Here is a 17770-nt window from a genome sequence, read left to right as displayed (position 1 = left end):
GTGAGCGATTCTCGCGCCATCCAGCATGAAGAGCTGGCCTGCTCGCTAAATAGGCCGAACTCGCGCCACTGGTGCAATATTCAGGTCTCGGGTTGTCCGCATACGAGAAGGGCGCTTATTGGTTGAGCGCGTGGGGCAACAGGCTCAGGTAGTAGGTCAAGCAACCCCATGACGGCCCCCCTCGGCATGGGCTTGGCGAAGTAGAACCCCTGCAGCAGGTCGCAGTGGCGGCGGATCAGATCCTGCTGCTGCTCCCTTTCCTCGATGCCCTCCGCGACCACCACCAGGTCCAGGTGGTGGGCCATGGTGATGATGCCCTGCACGATGGCGGCATTGCTACGGCTGGTGGCGATATCCTGGATGAAGGAACGATCCAGCTTCACCTTATGGATCGGCAGGTCACGCAGGTAGCTCAGACTGGAGAAACCCGTGCCGAAGTCATCCAGCGCAACCAGGATGCCCATCGCCTTGAGCTGGTTGATCAGCTCGATGGCCCGCTCGGCCCCGTCGAGCAACACACTCTCGGTGACCTCCAGTTGCAGCAGCTCGGGGGGCAGGCCGGCATCGTCCAGTGCCGCCTGGACATCCGCCAGGAAGCCATCGCGTCGGAACTGCAGTGACGAGATGTTGACGGCCACCGGCACCACGCGCCCGCCTTCGGCACGCATGGTCGCCACGTCCTGACAGGCGCGGCGCAGGATCCAGCGGCCCAGCGGAATGATCTGACCGGTCTGCTCGGCCAACGGGATGAACACCCCCGGCGAGATCATGCCCCGCTCGGGGTGGTGCCAGCGGATCAGCGCCTCCAGTCCACGAATGCGCCCGTTTACCGCCTCCACGATGGGCTGGTAATAGAGCTCGAACTGGTCATGTCGCAGTGCCGTGTGCAGGTCGTGTCGTAACAGCACCGCCTCTTCGGTGACCCGATGCCGGTCGCACTGATACCAGTTCCAGATGTTACGGCCTTCTTGCTTGGCGTCGGCCACCGCCACATCAGCGCGCTGCATTAGCTCACCGGCCTGTTCCACGCTCTCGCAGTTGCAGGCGATGCCGACACTGGCACTGATGTGCAGCGGTTTGTCCTCGACCACGAACGGCCTGGATAGGGTGTGCAACACCTGTTCGGCCATTTCGATGGCTGCTTGGCGGCTATCGAGATCGGGCAGGAGCAGGGCGAACTCATCGCCGGTCATGCGTGCCAAGGTATCGTCATCGCCCATTACCTGGCGTAGTCGATCACCCACTGCCACCAGCAGCTGGTTGCCGATGTGGTAGCCCAGCCCGTCGTTGATCGTCCTGAAGCCGTCCAGGTCGAGGTGCATGACCACCACTAGCCCCTGCTCCTCCTGAACCCGCTCGAAGGCCGTCTGCAGACACTCATCGAAGGCGGTGCGGTTGGGCAGGCCGGTCAGCAGGTCATGCGTCGCCTGGTGGGCGATCTGGGCTTCCTGCTCACGCTGTCGGGTGATGTCCTGCTGGATGCCGATGTAGTGGGTAAGGGTGCCCGCGTCGTCGAACACCGGGCTCAGCGAGAGGTGGTTCCAGAAGGGGGTACCGTCCTTGCGGTAGTTGAGCAGGGCCACATCGACAGCCTGCCGCTCGGTGATAGCCCAGTGAATGGCCGTGACCGCCTCGGGGTCACTGTTCGGTCCCTGCAGGAAGCGGCAGTTGCGACCCAGCACCTCGTCGGGTGCGTAGCCGGTGATCGCATAGAAGGCGTCGTTGGCATACACCAGCGGCATGTCGGGCTGCGTGGCATCCGCCATGACCACGCCGTTGGGCGTGGCCTGGATGCCGCGCTCCAGCAGGCGGCGGGACTCCTCCTCCTGCTTGCGGGCAGTGATGTCGCGACACACGCCATAGACCCCCACCACCTCGCCATCCACGGAGACAGGGAAGTTCAGTACCTCCAGGTAGTAGGGCTCGCCATTGCGGTGGATCCCTACCGTATCGTACTGGTATGACCCACCTCGTCTGGCGATATCGAACCCCGCCTGGGTTCGTTCCCGATACGCAGGCTCGATGAACTGGTTGAAGTGCCGACCGATCAGCGCTTCCTCGGGATACCCCGTGATACGGATAAGCGCCGCATTGCCCCGCTGAAAGTGACCTTCCAGGTCGAATTCGTAGACCCCATCGGGGTGATTCACGAACAGCGAGCGATGCCATTCGGCCAGCGCCCGATGGCTGGAGGCGTCGCGATCACGCACGATGGCAAGCGACACGAGCGCCGCCGCCTGCTTCAGGCGACGGCGACTCGTCTCGGTAGGGGGGCGCGGCTCGTGGAAATAGGTGCCGAAGGTGCCCAGCAGTTCGCCCTCGGCCGTCAGGACGGGACTCGACCAGCAGGCCCGCAGTCCCTCGCGTTCGGCCGCATCGTAAAACGCCGACCAGCGCGGGTCGGTGTGGATGTCTTCGGTAAACACCGGCTCGCGACAGAAGGCCGCGCTGCCGAAGGAGGCTGCATTGGGGCCAATAGGGACCGCCTGGAGACATTCCTGGTAGGCCGGGGAGAAGCGCTGGCTGGGGAAGAGACTCAGCGCCTGACGTTTGGAATCGAAGCGCATGAAGGCAACGACGGCGTCCGGCAGCAGCACCTCGATCCATCGGGCAATAGCGTCCAGTGTCTCCTCAAGCGGGACCTGCTGCGCGATTCGCTCGTGAACCTCCTGCTGCGCCTCCATCAGCAACAATTCGTTGAGCACTCCAATGCCTCCTTGCAACCAAGAGTAAGCAACGTCTTTAGTCGCCCAGCCATGTTGCTGACTAGTGAATGAGCCGTCGCGTCGTGGTGGGATAGTGGATCAGCCTGACCTAGTGAGCAAGGCATGCTCTGTCTACCGAAATTATCCGGCGCCAGGGATGACGCTGCTTCGCCTTTACATGATACTGCGCATGGTCAGTCAGCGTGGGGCCTTCGTCCTCCTCGTTTTCCTGCCACTGACAGCCCGAGCAACCTGCCGGGTGTTTGCCTGTGCCTGGCCTTGCTCGAGAGTCCGCCATTGAACCTCAAAGCACTCTGGGCCCGCCTGACGGTGGCGACCCTCCTCCCCGTGGCATTGGTCACCATGACGCTCTATCCGATCTTCGCCTCTTACCTCGAGGAGCGGGTCGACAACGCACGCCAGGCGACCGAGGCACTGCTCGCGTCCGAATACGACATGCTGCTCCGTGGCATGAACGAGAGCTTCAACCAGGTGCTGGCCACTGCGGAATACCCGCTGCTGAGCCGGGTCCTGGCCAGACAGACGGCGACCCAGACACCATCATGGGGCCTTGCGGCACAGAATGACTGGGAACAGCTGGAAACGCTGTTCGACACGTTGTTGACGCATTTCGGCCGCTACACGCGGCTGGCGGTGATCGACACCAACGGCCATGAGTGGGTTACAGCGACTGCTATGCCGCCGCTGCCGCGGCCGCCAGTGTTTGGTCTCGGCGCGACGCCCGCCTTCCAGGAGGCCATGACGCTGCAGTCGCGCGATCTCTACGTCTCACCCCCACGCCTGGGAGCCTCCGGAGAGGACGCAACGCTCGTGATGACCGTCATCGACATCGCGACGCCGATCTTCGATGAACGCGGGCAGCGCCTCGGCGTGCTGCTGTTCACCCTCGACTGGTCCCGCCTCACCGCCAACCTGCCGCATGCCCGGGAGGATGTCCGGGAGGATGGCCGGGGCGAGGCCCTGTTGGTGGATGCACAAGGCAGCTGGCTACTGCCCGGCAGTGACGGTCAGGGAGACCGCTTCGGGCAACCACTGATGAACCTGTGGCCCGCTGCCTGGGAGGCCGTGTCGGCACGCAACCAGGGCATGGCTACATTGGACGAGCATCTGCTCGGGTTTCGGAGTCATGACATCCGCACCCAGCACTACCGTAGCCAGGCCGGGATGATCGTCAGCCAGCCTGAAACCCTGCCCTGGCGTCTAGGCATCTTGATGCCCCGGCCCAGCCTGGCGGGACTGTTGAAGGAGAACCCCGTTCAGCTGCTGGCCATCGCCCTGGTCTATCTGCTGTCGGTGGCTTTCGGCGTGTTCTGGGTGCTGAGCAACCATCGCCTGCGCGGGCTGCGACAGCGGGCACTGCAGTTCTCCCGCGAAGCCCGCCAGTACGCCGGCGAGGTGCAGGACCTCTACGAGCACGCCCCCTGTGGCTACCACTCGCTCGACAGCAATGGTCGGGTGGTCAAGATCAACCGCACCGAGCTCGACTGGCTGGGCTATCGCGCCGCCGAGGTGATCGACAAGCGCCACTACCGTGACTTTGTCACCCCGGAGACCCGCGAGGCCTTCGATGCGGCTTTCCGACAGGTGCTGGGTCAAGGGCAGGAGGGATCCGCCGAGTGCGAGTTGCTGTGTCGAGATGGCACGCACTTACCGGTGGTCATTCAGGCCACCGCCCAGGTCACCGAGGAGGGCTTCCAGTACTCGCGTGCCATGGTCTTCGACCTGAGTGATCGCAAGCAGCTGGAAGAGCGACTGGCCAAGCAGGCGCTGACCGATCCGCTTACCGGCCTGGGCAACCGCCGCTACCTGGAGGGCCAGGCAGCCAGGGAGATCGCTCGAGCACAGCGCAGTGGAGCCCCGCTCAGCCTGATCGCCGTCGACCTCGATCACTTCAAGTGCATCAACGACAGTTACGGCCATGACGTAGGGGACCTGGTGCTGCAGGACTTCGCCAACACGGCACGCGATCTGCTGCGTGACGGTGATGTGCTGTGCCGTATGGGCGGTGAGGAGTTTGCCGTATTGCTACCCGACACGACCCACGAGCAGGCCATGCTGGTGGCGGAGCGCCTGCGTGAGGCAATAGCCACCACACCGGCCAGGGTCGGACACGCAGTGACAGCGGATGGAATGCTGGCCTATTCAACATCCCTGGGCGTGACGCTGGTCAGTGCCGGCGAGGCCTCGCTGAAACCGGCGATCAAACGCGCCGATCAGGGACTCTATGCCGCCAAGGAAGCGGGGCGTAACCGCGTGCATTGGGAGGAGGCGTGAAGCGGCGGCGGGATTGTCCCGGGCGCCTGGCGGCGCCATCGCGATCTGAAGATTGCTCCCACAGGGCTTCGATCCGGCGCGCAACGGCGGTGGGGTTGCCCTGGGCGCCTCCCGGCGCCATCGCGATCTGAAGTCGGAGCGCCTCACCATCGAGCCTCTCTCACGGCCTTCCGCCCACGGATGAACGCACGCTAACCTCACTCCTCACCCCTCACTCCTCACCCCTCCCCCCTCACCCCTCAAAAAGGAAACACCAGCGGCGTGAGCAGCAGCACGGCCGCCGAATAGGTCAGGCTGACCGGCAGACCGACCCGCAGGAAGTCGCTCATGCGGTAACGACCCGGGGAGTAGACCATCAGGTGGGTCTGGTAGCCGTAGGGGATCAGGAAGCAGGCGCTGGCGCCGTAGGCCACGGCCATGATGAAGGGCATGGGGTCGACGCCGAAGGCCTGGGCGGTGGTCCAGGCCACCGGGAAGGCCAGCGCCGCGGCGGCGTTGTTGGTCACCGTCTCGGTGAGCAATAGCGTCAGCAGGTAGCAACCGATGAAGGCGGCATAGACGCCGTGGCCGTTGAAGAGCCCCTGCATGCCCTGGGCGAGCAGAGCGGCGGCGCCGGAGCTCTCCAGCCCCTGGGCGATGGCCAGCGCCGAGCCGATGATGACCCACAGCTCGAAGGGAAAGCGGCGACGCAGTTCGACCGGGCTGAGCACCTTCCCCATCAGCAGCCCCGCCATCAGCAGCAGCAGGCCGTGGAACAGCGGCAGCAGCTCGGCGGCGGCCAGTCCGATCACGCCGGCGAAGCCGGCCAGGGTCAACCCGCTCGTCACGGGGCCGAGCTTGGGGCGCGTGAGGCTGCCGCTGAGCAGGTGGAAGTTGCGATCGAGGTTGCGGTGCTGGCGAAAGTCGCTGCCCACGGCCATCAGCAGGCAGTCACCGGTGCGCAGGGGAATCTGCCCCAGCTGGCCCTCCAGCCGCTTGCCGCCGCGACGGATACCCACCACGCCGGCGTTGAACATGCTGCGGAAGTCCACATCCTGCAGGGTGCGGCCGGCCAGCTCCGATTCGTGGGAGACCACGACCTCCACCAGATTGGTGGCCAGCAGGCTGTCGGCCTGGTGGCCGAACAGCTTGAGCCCCGGGAAGCGCTGCAGCGCCTGCACCTTGCTCACCTCGCCGGTGAACACCAGCGTATCGCCCTGGTGGAGGATCTCCTCCGGCCCCACCGGGCTGATCAGCCGCCCCTCCCGCTCGATCTCCAGCAGATAGAGCCCATCCAGGTTGCGCAGCTGATTCGCCTCGATGCTCTTGCCCACCATCTCGGAGCCAGGCTGCAGGTCGGCGGCCAGGAAATAGGAGAGCTTGTCGGCCGTTTCCTCGGGCCGATGGTGCGGCAGGGAGCGGGCTCGCCACAACAGCACGCCGAAGGTCAGCAGCGCCACCGGAACACCCACCAGACTGAACTGGAACATGCCCAGCTCGACCCCGGCGCTGCTCAGGGCAAAGGAGTTGACCACCAGGTTGGTGGAGGTGCCCACCAGGGTGGTCATGCCGCCGAGTATCGAGGCATAGGAGAGCGGAATCAGCAGCCGCGAGGGGGCGATGCGTTTCTGCCGCGAGATGGCGCCCAGGAAGGCGGCGACCACGGCGGTATTGTTGAGAAAGGCGGACAGCACGGCACTGACGCCCATCAGCCGGGCCGTGGCGCTCTCCGGCCGACCGCGCAATAGGCGCTGCGAGAGCCAATCCAGCAGCGGCGTGCGCTCCAGGGCCAGCGAGACCAGCAGCAGCAGCATGAGGGTGGCGAGCGCCGGATTGGAATACTGGCGCAGCAGTGTGGCGGTATCCACCAGGCCGAACAGCAGGTAGGCCCCGGCCAGGCTGACGAAGGCGATGGCCGGGCGCACCCAGCCGCTGATCAGCAGGATCAGCAAGCCAGCAATGGAGATCAGTACCGCCCAGGTCATCATGGTCGCTCTTCCTTGAGGGGGTCGAATCAGGCTTGTGGGATTCTACTGGGGCTTTTATGATGATGTCGAATCATGGGTTATCCTGTTTCGTGTTATCGATAGTTTTTTCTTTTTAGTCAGCTACTTGGTGCAAATTTGAGCACTAAACATTTATCGCCTGAAATGCTGAACGCACGCCGTCTGGAAGCCGTTCGCCTGCGTCTGGATGGCCATACCGTGGCTGCTGTGGCCACCCGGACCGGGCTTTCCGCGCCCACGGTATCGGCGGCCTGGAAGGCCTTCCGGCAAGGCGGCTGGGAGGCCGTGCCGGTGCGCCAGCGGGGGCGCCGGCCGGGCCAGGCGACCTCGCTGGGCGACCGCGAGCAAGGCGTGCTGTGGCGACGCCTGGCCGAGCAACCCGAACCTCCTCGGCCGTGCTGGAGCAGCCAGGACCTGGCGGATGCCCTGCGGGCCGAAACACAGCAAGAGGTCTCGCCGCGGGCCATCGAACACTGGCTGGAAGCGCAGGGGCTCAAGCCATCGCCGCTATCGCTGGAAGGCCTGGCGCGCAAGCGCTCCATCGCGGGCCGCTGGGTTCGCCAGCAGGTGCAACCGGTGCTCGAGCAGGTCAACAAGGCCGGCGGCGCAATCTGGCAGGGCGGCGTGCGCGTGGCGGGGCCGGCAACATCCGTGGCTAGCCTCCCCCGCCGCTATCAGCTCTACCTGCACGGCAAGCGCGGCGCACTCTATACCCGCTGCCTGCCGGCGCCGCCCAAGGCCGACGACTACCTGGCGCTGTTGACGCGCCTGGCCGAGCGCGGCCCGGTGGCGCTGATCTTTCATGGGGCTGACTTCCAGGCCAGCCCGGAGATCCAGCGGTGGCTTGCGAATCACCCCGACTTTCACCTGATCAATGTGCCGACCGATGCACTTTAGCTGGAAGCTGGAAGCTGGAAGCTGGAAGGCCCGGGCTTCGCCCGGAGCTGGAAGCTGGAAGGCCCGGGCTTCGCCCGGAGCTGGAAGCTGGAAGCTGGAAGCTGGAAGAAACCCCAACCCCAGCAAGCTTTAGGGTGCTATGCCGCGAAGCGGCATTCTTCCAGCTTCCAGGCGCGCAGCGCCGCTCTTCAAGCTTCTAGCTTTTCAAGCTTCTAGCTCTACAACCAAGGACCGAGAACACATGACCTCATTGACCCATCTGCAACGGCTCGAGGCCGAGAGCATCCAGATCATGCGCGAGGTGGTCGCCGAGACCGAGAACCCCGTGATGCTCTACTCCGTCGGCAAGGACAGCGCGGTGATGCTGCACCTGGCACGCAAGGCCTTCGCGCCGGCGCCGCCCCCCTTCCCGCTGCTGCACGTCGATACCCGCTGGAAATTCCGCGCCATGTACGAGTTCCGCGACCGCATGGCCGAGGAAACCGGCATGGACCTGATCGTCCATATCAACCCCGAGGGCATCGATAAGGACATCAACCCCTTCACCCACGGCTCGGCGATCCACACCGACGTGATGAAGACCGAAGGCCTCAAGCAGGCACTGGACCAATACGGCTTCGACGCCGCCTTCGGCGGGGCGCGTCGTGACGAGGAGAAGTCCCGCGCCAAGGAGCGCATCTTCTCCTTTCGCACCGCGCAGCACCGTTGGGATCCCAAGAACCAGCGCCCCGAGCTGTGGAAGCTCTACAACACCCGCAAGCACAAGGGCGAGTCGATCCGCGTCTTCCCGCTCTCCAACTGGACCGAGCTGGATATCTGGCAGTACATCTATCTGCAGAACATTCCCATCGTGCCCCTCTATTACTCCGCCGAGCGCCCGGTGGTCGAGCGCGACGGCACGCTGATCATGGTCGATGACGAGCGCATGCCGCTGGAGCCCGGCGAGGTACCGATGATGCGCAAGGTTCGCTTCCGCACCCTGGGCTGCTACCCGCTGACCGGCGCCATCGAATCCGACGCCGATACGCTGCCGTCGATCATCCAGGAGATGCTGCTGACCAACACCTCCGAGCGTCAGGGCCGGGTGATCGACCACGACAGCGCCGCGTCGATGGAGAAGAAGAAGGCGGAGGGCTATTTCTAACGCGCCGTAGGCGCGTTAGACAGCTGGAAGCTGGAAGAGCGGCGCTGCGCGCCTGGAAGCTGGAAGTCCCCGGCTTCGCCGGGAGCTAGAAGCCATAAGCTGGAAGCTAGAAGAAAACCCCAGTGGCTCTTGGCCTACGCTTGAGGAATGGTCAGGGAACGGAGGAACTGGGGATGGATTTCGAGAAGCTTCAGGTGTGGAAGCGGTCGGCCAGGCTGTCGGCAGAGCTCTATAAGGCCATGCGGGATCTTCGAGACTTCGGTTTCAAGGATCAAATCACGCGCTCCGGGCTTTCGGTACCCAGCAATATTGCCGAGGGCATGACTCGAGGAACTCCAAAAGACAAACGGCATTTCTTGCTGATTGCCAAGGGGTCATGCGCCGAGCTGAGAACTCAGATCTATATCGGTATCGACATCGGCTACGTCGACAAGGCCTGTGGGAACCGATGGATACAGGAAACACGGGAGATTGCCGCCATGCTCTCCGGGCTCATCGGCAAGCTCACCAACGAATGAATCGGCTGCGAGGCTACGGGGCTGGGGTTTCTTCCAGCTTCAAGCTTCCAGCTTCAAGCTATAGGGTTACTCATGGCACACGCCTCACCTCTGATCTCGGAAAACATCGAGACATACCTGAAAGAGCACGAGAGAAAAGGCCTGCTCCGCTTCATCACCTGTGGCAGCGTGGATGACGGCAAGAGCACGCTGATCGGCCGCCTGCTGTTCGAATCCAAGCTGCTGTTCGAGGATCAGCTCGCCGCCATCGAGGCGGATTCGAAGCGCTTCGGCACCCAGGGCACCGAGATGGACTTCGCGCTGCTGGTCGATGGCCTGGCCGCCGAGCGCGAGCAGGGCATCACCATCGATGTCGCCTACCGCTTCTTCTCCACCGACAAGCGCAAGTTCATCGTCGCCGATACACCGGGGCACGAGCAGTACACCCGCAACATGGTAACCGGCGCCTCCAATGCCGATGCCGCCATCCTGATGGTCGATGCCCGCCACGGCATCCTCACCCAGACCCGCCGCCACAGCTTCTTGATGTCGCTGATCGGCATGCGCAAGGTGGTGGTGGCGATCAACAAGATGGATCTGGTGGACTACTCCAAGGCACGCTTCGACGAGATCGTCGAGGCGTATCGGGCCTTCGCCAAGCAGTTGGGGCTCGAATCGATCACCTTCATCCCCATGTCGGCGCTCAAGGGCGACAACGTCATCGAGCACGGCCACCACATGCCCTGGTATCACGGCCCCACCCTGATGGCCTACCTGGAGACCGTGGAGGTCGACGACGAGCGTCTGCAGCGCGATCCCTTCCGCCTGCCGGTGCAGTGGGTCAACCGCCCCAACCTGGATTTCCGCGGCTTCACCGGCATGGTGACCAGCGGCACGGTCAAGCCCGGCGACGCCATTCGCGTTCAGCCCTCGGGCAAGACCAGCACGGTGTCGCGGATCTACACCTTCGACGGCGACCTCGACGAGGCCGTGGCCGGCCAGTCCATCACCCTGCTGCTGAACGACGAGATCGACATCTCGCGTGGCGACATCATCTCCGGGGTCGAGCAGCCGAGCCAGACCGCCGACCAGTTCGAGACCACCCTGGTGTGGATGCACGACCAGCCGCTACTCCCCGGGCGCCCCTACCTGATGAAGCTGGGCACCCAGTCCGTCTCGGCCACCGTCACCGACATCAAGTACCAGGTGAACGTCAACACCATGGAGCACGCGGCGGCCAAGCAGTTGGATCTCAACGCCATCGGCATCTGCACGCTGAGCCTCAACAAGCCCGTGGCCTTCGACCCGTACCAGGAGAGCCAGGACACCGGCGGCTTCATCCTCATCGACCGCATGACCCATAACACGGTCGGCGCCGGCATGCTGCACTTCGCCCTGCGGCGCAGCCAGAACATCCATATGCAGCACGTGGATATCGACAAGCAGGCGCGCGCCCTCTCCAAGGCTCAGCAGCCGGCGGTGCTGTGGTTCACCGGCCTCTCCGGTGCCGGCAAGTCAACCATCGCCAACCTGGTGGAGAAGAGGCTGCATGCCGCGGGCCAGCACACCTACCTGCTGGATGGCGACAACGTCCGCCACGGCCTCAACCGCGACCTGGGCTTCACCGATGCCGATCGCGTGGAGAACATTCGCCGGGTCGGCGAGACGGCCAAGCTGATGGTCGATGCCGGCCTGATCGTGTTGACCGCCTTCATTTCGCCGTTCCGCAGCGAGCGTGATCTGGCCCGGGACCTGGTGGAAGAGAACGAGTTCATCGAAGTCTTCGTCGACACCCCGCTGGACATCGCCGAGGAGCGCGACCCCAAGGGGCTCTATCGCAAGGCGCGCCGCGGCGAGCTGAAGAACTTCACCGGCATCGACTCCGCCTATGAAGCGCCGGAGAACCCGGATCTGCATCTCAAGACCCAGCAGATGAGCAGCGACGAAGCCGCCGACGCCATCGTCGAACTGCTGCGCGAACGGGAAATCATAGCCTGAAGCTGGAAGACCCGGGCTCCGCCCGGAGCTTGAAGCTGGAAGCTGGAAGCTGGAAGCTGGAAGCTGGAAGCTGGAAGCTGGAAGAAACCCCCATACCCCAAGGCGTGGGGGTTATGCCGCGAAGCGGCATTCTTCCAGCTTCCAGGCGCGCAGCGCCGCTCTTCCAGCTTCCAGCTTGCCCCCAATCTTCGTAGAGGAAGGTAATAGATGGACCTTGCAACACTCCTGGATAGAATCCACAACATTGCGTTAGACGCCGGCCAGGCCATCATGTCGGTCTACGCCCGGGACTTCTCCATCGAGGAAAAGGAGGACAAGAGCCCGCTGACCGAGGCCGACAAGGCCGCCCATGAGGTCATCGTGGCCGGGCTCAAAGCCCTGCCGGGCGAGATTCCGGTGCTCTCCGAGGAGCATACCGAGGGCTTCGCCGGGGCGGATGCGGAGAGCCGTTACTGGCTGGTGGACCCGCTGGATGGCACCAAGGAGTTCATCAAGCGCAACGGCGAGTTCACGGTGAACATCGCGCTGATCGAGCACGGCAAGCCGGTGCTCGGGGTGGTCGTCGCCCCGGCGCTGGAGGTCTCCTACCTCGCCGCCGAGGGCGTGGGTGCCTTCAAGGTGGAAGGCAATGGCGAGCGCCAGCCGATCCAGGTCGCCGGCCGGCCCGCCGAAGGCACCACCTGGCGCGTGGTGGGCAGCCGCTCCCACCCGAGCCCGGATCTCGCCGAGTGGCTGGAGCAGCTCGGCCCGCACGACATGGTGCCCATGGGCAGTTCGCTGAAGCTCTGCCTGGTGGCCGAGGGCGCGGCGGATGTCTACCCCCGCCTCGGCCCCACCTGCCTGTGGGACACCGGCGCCGCCCAGGCCGTGGTCGAGCAGGCGGGCGGCCGGGTGGAAACCCTGGCAGGCCAGCCCCTGCGCTATTCTCACCCCCAGGAACACCTCAACCCCTACTTCCTCGTCTGGGGCTCACCCGCCTGAGCCAGAAACAAGCAGCCCGGCACATGGCCGGGCTGCTGTCGCTGCATCTTGTTCGGGTTCTGGCGAGTTCCTCGAGTCTCGTACGGGTCACTTCAGGGCCATCGTCGAGACGTCGATCCGTGCGCTACGTACAAGACTCCCTTGAGGTCCATCGCGCTGCAAGCAGCGCTCCCACGAAGAGCCCCTCCCCAATTGCTCCTCTGTCCTTGCCCCTCGGCCCTTCCTCCTCGGCCCTCGCCCCTCGCTTCCTCACCCCTCACTGCTCGAAGCTGACCACCAGCTGCCCCAGCCGCTCATACACCGCGCGCTCGGTCTTGTGCAGCTGGGTCGCCGAGGGCACCCAGTAGGAGAAGCGGTCAGGGCGTGTGCGCCCGGCCAGGTAGTGGGTAGGCGCCGCCAGGGGTTCCAGCCCGGCGCGGCGGAAGTGCTGCATGGCCCGCGGCATATGCGAGGCAGAGGTGACCATCACCACCCGCGCCCCCTCGCCCAGGGCCTCGCGCACGGCCCGGGCCTCGCGCCCCGTATCGCTGGCCCGCTCCATGATGATCAGGCGCTCCTCCACGTCACCGAGCTCGAGCGCGGCCTGGGCATACACCTGCTCCTGCTCCGCCCCATCCGCATCGATACGGGAGCTCGGCACCACCAGCGGAAGCTCGGGCCGTTGCCGCCACAGGCGCACGCCCTCCATCAGGCGAATCGCGGAGCTGTCACCCAGCTTGCCGGTCGAGGTCCAGGGCACGTCCGAGACCCAGCCGCCACCCAGAACCACGATGCCGGCCAGCGGCGGGTCCTCCGGCAGCGCCTGCAGGGCGGGATAACGCGCCTCCAGCGGGGCCAGCAAGCGGTCGGCGACCGGCGCCCAGCTCGCCAGGAAGAGCAGCACCAGCCCCAGGGCCGCCGCGCCCAGGCCCAGGCGGCGCGCGCCACGCCAGGCCAGTAGCCATCCCAGCGCCAGCAGTATCAGGGTGACCGGCAGCGGCATCGCCAGCTGGGCCACCAGGGTCTTCAAGAGGTCATACATGGCAAGCCCCCGGCCTCACGCACCCATCTCCATCTCGTTCTTGTAGATCGGCCGCTTCCCGGAGGGCTGCGGAGGAATATCGTCGCAAAACACCACCCTGATGGCTGCCTGGTGCCCCAGCACCTGTGTCAGGCCATCGATGATCTCCTCGATCACGGGATCGGCGATGTCCGCTTTGCCGGCCTTGAGCCGCACCTCGTACTGCCCGGCGGCCGTCTGGGCGAACTGGTACTGGCCCCCCGGGCCCTGCCGTGAAAGGGGCTTATGGATATAGGGGCCCAGCATCAGCGGTGAAATCGGATGGCCGGCCACCGAGAAGATCTGCTCCGACACGCGCCCCACCACCTCCCTGAGGGTCAACAGCTGCCCGTCCCGGTAGCGAGCGGCCGTGGCCAGGTCGCCGGTGTCGTAGCGGATGATCGGTATCAGGTCGTTGCCGATATCGGTCACCACCACCCTGCCCTGCTCGCCTTCCGCGACCGGCCTCCAGGTGGTCGGGTCCACCACCTCGACATAGACCCCGAACTTGTTGACGTAATACTCGCCCCCGAACGCCGCTTGCTGGGCCATCAATCCCACTTCCTCATTGCTGTACCGGTCGACGAACGCACAGCCGAAGGCCTGGTGGATCACGTCTCGCTTGACGGGCTCGAGCGGTTCGGAAATGGAAATCAGCGAGCGGACCGACAGGCCCTCCTTCTCTGAGGGGTGCTGCTCCAGGTAGAGCGCCACTTCGTACATGACGCTCGGGTAGCCCATCAGCACCTTGATCTTCTTGTCCCTGAGCGCCTTGATGAACTCGCGGATCCTGGGCTCGGAAATATCTCCCGGAATAAAGATGTGCTCATTGCGCAGGTACTTCATGAGCGACGAGCGGCTCTTGGCCCGAATCAGGCAAAAGGGATCCCCCAGCTGATACCCCGCCGCCTCGTTGAAGTAGGTGAACGTCGCGGTGCGCATCAGGCCGCGCTGCCTGGAGTAGGGAACCCGCAGCGGCTCGCCGGAAGAGCCGCCGGTATAGGCCCAGCCATGGACATCGCCAAGCGAGACCTTCTCTGTCCAACGCCGAATAGCCGCCTTGTCCATCAGCGGGTTGTGTTCCAGCACGGCATCAAAGCCCCACCGCCTGGCATACGCCTCGAGCTCGGCACGCGCGAAGGGCAGGTGCTGGCCGTTGCTGTCACGGGCGGCCCGGTAAGACCGACCCAGCTCGCCCTTATTGACAAGATCGAAGCCGCGATACAGGAGACGGGGCAGCAATGCGTTGGCCATGGCGAACTCTTATTCTCGTGGCGTAACGTTGTATGTGTGACAACACGTAACACACTATCCTGCCATAGCGGCGCCACTGAGGCAGTCTGAGTTTTGTGGTGCCCGATATGCCCCGATTGTCGGGTCATCTCAACGAACTGCCGGGCACCCTCTTCGACCTTGACTCGCGGCCGGTAGCCGGTGGCGGTGAAGAGGGCCTCGGTATCGGCCCAGGTGCGTGGCACGTCGCCGGGCTGCATCGGCTGATAATCGCAGATCGCGTCCCTGCCGGTGGCGGCTTCCACGGCGCGAATGAAGTCCATCAGCCCCACCGGGCTGCCATGGCCGATGTTATAGAGCGCTATAGAGCGCATAGGGGGCGCTGCTGCTATCCGGCCCACCTTGGGAGGCCCGCCAGTCCGGATCGGCGGCCGGTATTACCTCGAGGATGCGCACCACTCCCTCGACGATATCGTCGATGTAGGTGAAATCCCGCGACATCTCGCCCTGGTTGAACACCTGCAGCGGTTCTCCCGCGAGGATCGCCCGGGTGAACTTGAACATCGCCATATCCGGTCGGCCCCAGGGGCCATAGACCGTGAAGAAGCGCAGTCCCGTGGCTGGAATGCCATAGAGATGCGAGTAGGTATGCGCCATCAGCTCGTTGGCCTTTTTGGTGGCGGCATACAGGCTGACGGGATGATCCACGCTGTCGGAGGTAGAGAACGGGCTCTTGTCGTTCATCCCGTAATACTTGACGTCCTCCCCTCCCTCAGCTTCTTAGGAAGCTGCCGCCTGCGGCGGAAAGGAAGGGGATTCCTACGGCGCTCAGGCGCGGCATTGAGCCGCTCCTGAGTCGCTTCGGTGGGTTCCTGCTGCTGGCGGCCTTACCGCACCACTCACTTCACAGGCTAACCGGGCGTGCCCCGCCCTTAACACATTGATGGCGCCGACGTGGTCGGCATTGGCCGCGAAGCCACATTCGACACAGGCAAACCGGGCCTGGCTACGCCGGTTCTCGGCCGCTATATGCCCGCACTCGGGGCAGGTGCGGCTGGTATTTTGCGGTGGCACGACGACCAGGTGCGCCCCGCGCCAGGCCAGCTTGTAGTCGAGCTGGCGCCGAAACTCGACCCAGCCCTGGTCGAGGATTGAACGGTTGAGACCAGATTTCTGACGGATGTGGCGGCCGGGCTGCTCGACACTGCCTCTGGCCGAGCGCGACATGTTGCCTACCTGCAGGTCTTCCAGCACCACGAGCGCGTGGTTTTGGCAGATCGTGGCGGAAGCCTTGTGAAGGAAGTCGCGCCGGGCATTGGCGATGCGTGCCTGAACCTTCTGGACGCGGGCCTTGGCTTTCTTCCAGTTGTTGCTGAACTGGGTCTTGCGGCTCATGGCCTGCTGCGCCTTGCGCAGCGCCACGTGATGCTTCTTGGTGCTATTGAGGGGAGCGAGATAGCTGCCATCGGAGAGCGTGGCGAACCGCGCCACGCCCAGGTCGATGCCCACGGCGGCGCCGGTGGGCGCCGGCACCGCGACCTCGCGCTCGGTCTGGATCGAGACGAACCACCGCCCGGCCGACTGGCTGACGGTGACGTTCTTGACCGTCCCCAGCACCTCGCGGCTCTTGCGGAAGCGCAGCCAGCCCAGCTTGGGCAGGTAGAGCCGACGATTGCCCTGGTCGAGCCTGATCTGCTTGGGATCGGGGTAGCGGAAGCTGTCGCGCTGGCCTTTCTTCTTGAAGCGCGGGAAGTCGGCCCGCTTGGCGAAGAAGTTGGCGTAGGCGCGCTCCAGATCCTTTAGCGACTGCTGGAGCGGGTGGATCGGGCCATCCTTCAGCCAAGGCGTCTCGACGCTGTTCCGCCAGCCGGTGAGCACTTTGCACAAGGCGGCATAGCTGAGCTTCTTTTCACCGGCTTCATGCCGTTCCTTTTGCAATGCCAGCCCTCGGTTGAACACGAACCTCGCCATGCCGGCAAACTGGCGCATCTTGCGCACCTGCTCGCCGTTGGGCATCAGTTCGAATTTGAAGGCTTGGAGGCGTTGCACAAAGCACCTTTAACTGTGAATATATCCAGTATTATAGGGCGCCTGCGGCGCCCGCGCTATCCTTCCCCGCACTAAAAGTACGGGGCATGCCGCGCATTTTGGTCACACACGTCACACTGTCCAGCGTCTCGCTGGAAGTCGGACAGGTCCTAGAGGCGCGCCGGGTGATCGATTGCGCTGTACGTGATGATGCGTTATATTTTTGTATAACTCAATGGCGCGACCCGCGCAGGAGGTCAACATGAGCACTACCAATCTTCGCCGCGTCGGCGGTTCTATCATGATGGCGGTGCCGCGGGCACTGCTCGATCAGCTGCATCTGCACGCTGGCTCTCAAGTCGAGATCGAGATCGATCACGGGCGCCTGGTCGTGGAACCGGCCAAGCCGCACTACTCCCTCGAGGAGCTGCTGGCCCAGTGCGACACCACGGCGGACATGTCCGCCGACGAGCGCGAGTGGCTGGATGCCGAGCCCGTCGGCCGTGAGCTGCTGTAATGCGGCGCGGTGACATCTATTTTGTCTCGCTCAACCCCACTCGGGGCCATGAACAGCAAGGCATGCGCCCGGTGCTGATCGTGTCACCGGACGCGTTCAATCTCGCCATGGGCACGCCCCTGGTCGCGCCGATCACCAACGGTGGCGGCTTCGCTCGCTCACGAGGCTTCACGGTGTCGCTGGCCGATGCGGGTACGACTACCACCGGCGTCGTATTGTGCAGCCAAGTGCGCACCCTGGACATCGAGGCCCGTCAGGGGCGATGGGTGGAGAGCGTTCCGCCAGAGGTCATGGATGACGTACTGGCCAAGCTGGCGACCCTGGTGAGTTGAACCATACTGTCTGGCTTCTGACCAGAATGCGCGGCATTCCCCGTACTTTTAGTGCGGGGAAGGATAGCGCGGGTCGCGAAGCGGCCCTCAATGTGGGCGGGCTTGCTGCTCAATATACT

General features: G+C 64.4%; 13 protein-coding genes and 1 pseudogene. 8 read left to right on the top strand and 6 right to left on the bottom strand.

Annotated elements, in window-relative coordinates; translation table 11 throughout:
• Nucleotides 1-80 precede the first annotated feature (80 nt).
• Nucleotides 81-2705: an EAL domain-containing protein gene (locus FEI13_RS12700; RefSeq protein ID WP_240036515.1), complete on the bottom strand. Its 2625-nt coding sequence runs from the start codon at nt 2703-2705 to the stop codon at nt 81-83.
• Nucleotides 2706-3002: 297 nt separating this feature from the next.
• On the opposite strand from FEI13_RS12700, the gene FEI13_RS12695 reads away from it, so the two are divergent.
• Entirely contained in the window at nt 3003-5000 is a 1998-nt protein-coding gene (locus FEI13_RS12695) for a sensor domain-containing diguanylate cyclase (protein ID WP_138181893.1), read from the top strand.
• A gap of 239 nt (nt 5001-5239) precedes the next feature.
• Here the strand turns inward: FEI13_RS12695 and FEI13_RS12690 are convergent, their stop codons facing one another.
• Nucleotides 5240-6967, bottom strand: a complete 1728-nt coding sequence (locus FEI13_RS12690; RefSeq protein WP_138181892.1) for an SLC13 family permease — start codon at nt 6965-6967, stop codon at nt 5240-5242.
• A gap of 162 nt (nt 6968-7129) precedes the next feature.
• Between FEI13_RS12690 and FEI13_RS12685 the strand changes: the two genes are divergently transcribed.
• The 5 genes from FEI13_RS12685 to cysQ all read left to right on the top strand — a co-directional run bounded on the left by FEI13_RS12685 (nt 7130) and on the right by cysQ (nt 12502).
• The gene (locus FEI13_RS12685) at nt 7130-7882 is read left to right on the top strand and encodes a helix-turn-helix domain-containing protein (protein ID WP_138181891.1); all 753 of its coding nucleotides are present in this window, start codon (nt 7130-7132) and stop codon (nt 7880-7882) included.
• Nucleotides 7883-8123: 241 nt separating this feature from the next.
• Nucleotides 8124-9026, top strand: a complete 903-nt coding sequence (cysD, locus tag FEI13_RS12680; protein ID WP_138181890.1) for a sulfate adenylyltransferase subunit CysD — start codon at nt 8124-8126, stop codon at nt 9024-9026.
• 173 nt (nt 9027-9199) lie between these two features.
• Nucleotides 9200-9544 (top strand): four helix bundle protein, encoded by a 345-nt coding sequence (locus tag FEI13_RS12675; protein ID WP_138181889.1) that lies wholly within the window; start codon nt 9200-9202, stop codon nt 9542-9544.
• Between the two features lie 72 nt (nt 9545-9616).
• A complete protein-coding gene (gene cysN, locus FEI13_RS12670; RefSeq protein WP_138181888.1) occupies nt 9617-11521 on the top strand; it encodes a sulfate adenylyltransferase subunit CysN in 1905 nt (634 codons plus the stop codon).
• A 207-nt stretch (nt 11522-11728) separates the two neighbouring features.
• Nucleotides 11729-12502 carry a 3'(2'),5'-bisphosphate nucleotidase CysQ gene (gene cysQ, locus FEI13_RS12665; RefSeq protein WP_138181887.1) on the top strand — a complete coding sequence of 258 codons (774 nt, stop codon included), beginning with the start codon at nt 11729-11731 and terminating at the stop codon, nt 12500-12502.
• 256 nt (nt 12503-12758) lie between these two features.
• Here the strand turns inward: cysQ and FEI13_RS12660 are convergent, their stop codons facing one another.
• The 4 genes and pseudogenes from FEI13_RS12660 to FEI13_RS12645 all read right to left on the bottom strand — a co-directional run bounded on the left by FEI13_RS12660 (nt 12759) and on the right by FEI13_RS12645 (nt 16823).
• Entirely contained in the window at nt 12759-13523 is a 765-nt protein-coding gene (locus tag FEI13_RS12660) for an ElyC/SanA/YdcF family protein (protein WP_138181886.1), read from the bottom strand.
• A gap of 15 nt (nt 13524-13538) precedes the next feature.
• Nucleotides 13539-14795, bottom strand: coding sequence for an AMP-binding protein (locus FEI13_RS19500; protein ID WP_138181885.1), 1257 nt, complete (start codon nt 14793-14795; stop codon nt 13539-13541).
• 119 nt (nt 14796-14914) lie between these two features.
• Nucleotides 14915-15524 (bottom strand): annotated as a pseudogene (locus FEI13_RS12650) (NAD-dependent epimerase/dehydratase family protein); the annotation flags it as partial.
• A gap of 78 nt (nt 15525-15602) precedes the next feature.
• A complete protein-coding gene (locus FEI13_RS12645; RefSeq protein ID WP_138181884.1) occupies nt 15603-16823 on the bottom strand; it encodes an RNA-guided endonuclease InsQ/TnpB family protein in 1221 nt (406 codons plus the stop codon).
• A 241-nt stretch (nt 16824-17064) separates the two neighbouring features.
• On the opposite strand from FEI13_RS12645, the gene FEI13_RS12640 reads away from it, so the two are divergent.
• Nucleotides 17065-17319: an AbrB/MazE/SpoVT family DNA-binding domain-containing protein gene (locus FEI13_RS12640; RefSeq protein ID WP_138181883.1), complete on the top strand. Its 255-nt coding sequence runs from the start codon at nt 17065-17067 to the stop codon at nt 17317-17319.
• Complete coding sequence (locus FEI13_RS12635; protein ID WP_138181882.1) at nt 17319-17651, top strand: type II toxin-antitoxin system PemK/MazF family toxin; 333 nt, start codon at nt 17319-17321, stop codon at nt 17649-17651. The genes FEI13_RS12640 and FEI13_RS12635 overlap by 1 nt, the downstream gene beginning before the upstream one ends.
• The last annotated feature ends 119 nt before the right edge of the window (nt 17652-17770 follow it).

The organism is Halomonas urmiana, assembly GCF_005780185.1.
In the GTDB taxonomy this organism is placed as follows: Bacteria; Pseudomonadota; Gammaproteobacteria; order Pseudomonadales; family Halomonadaceae; genus Halomonas; species Halomonas urmiana.
Note: the sequence above shows the minus strand (reverse complement) of the source record. Positions and strands in the feature narration are given on the sequence as shown.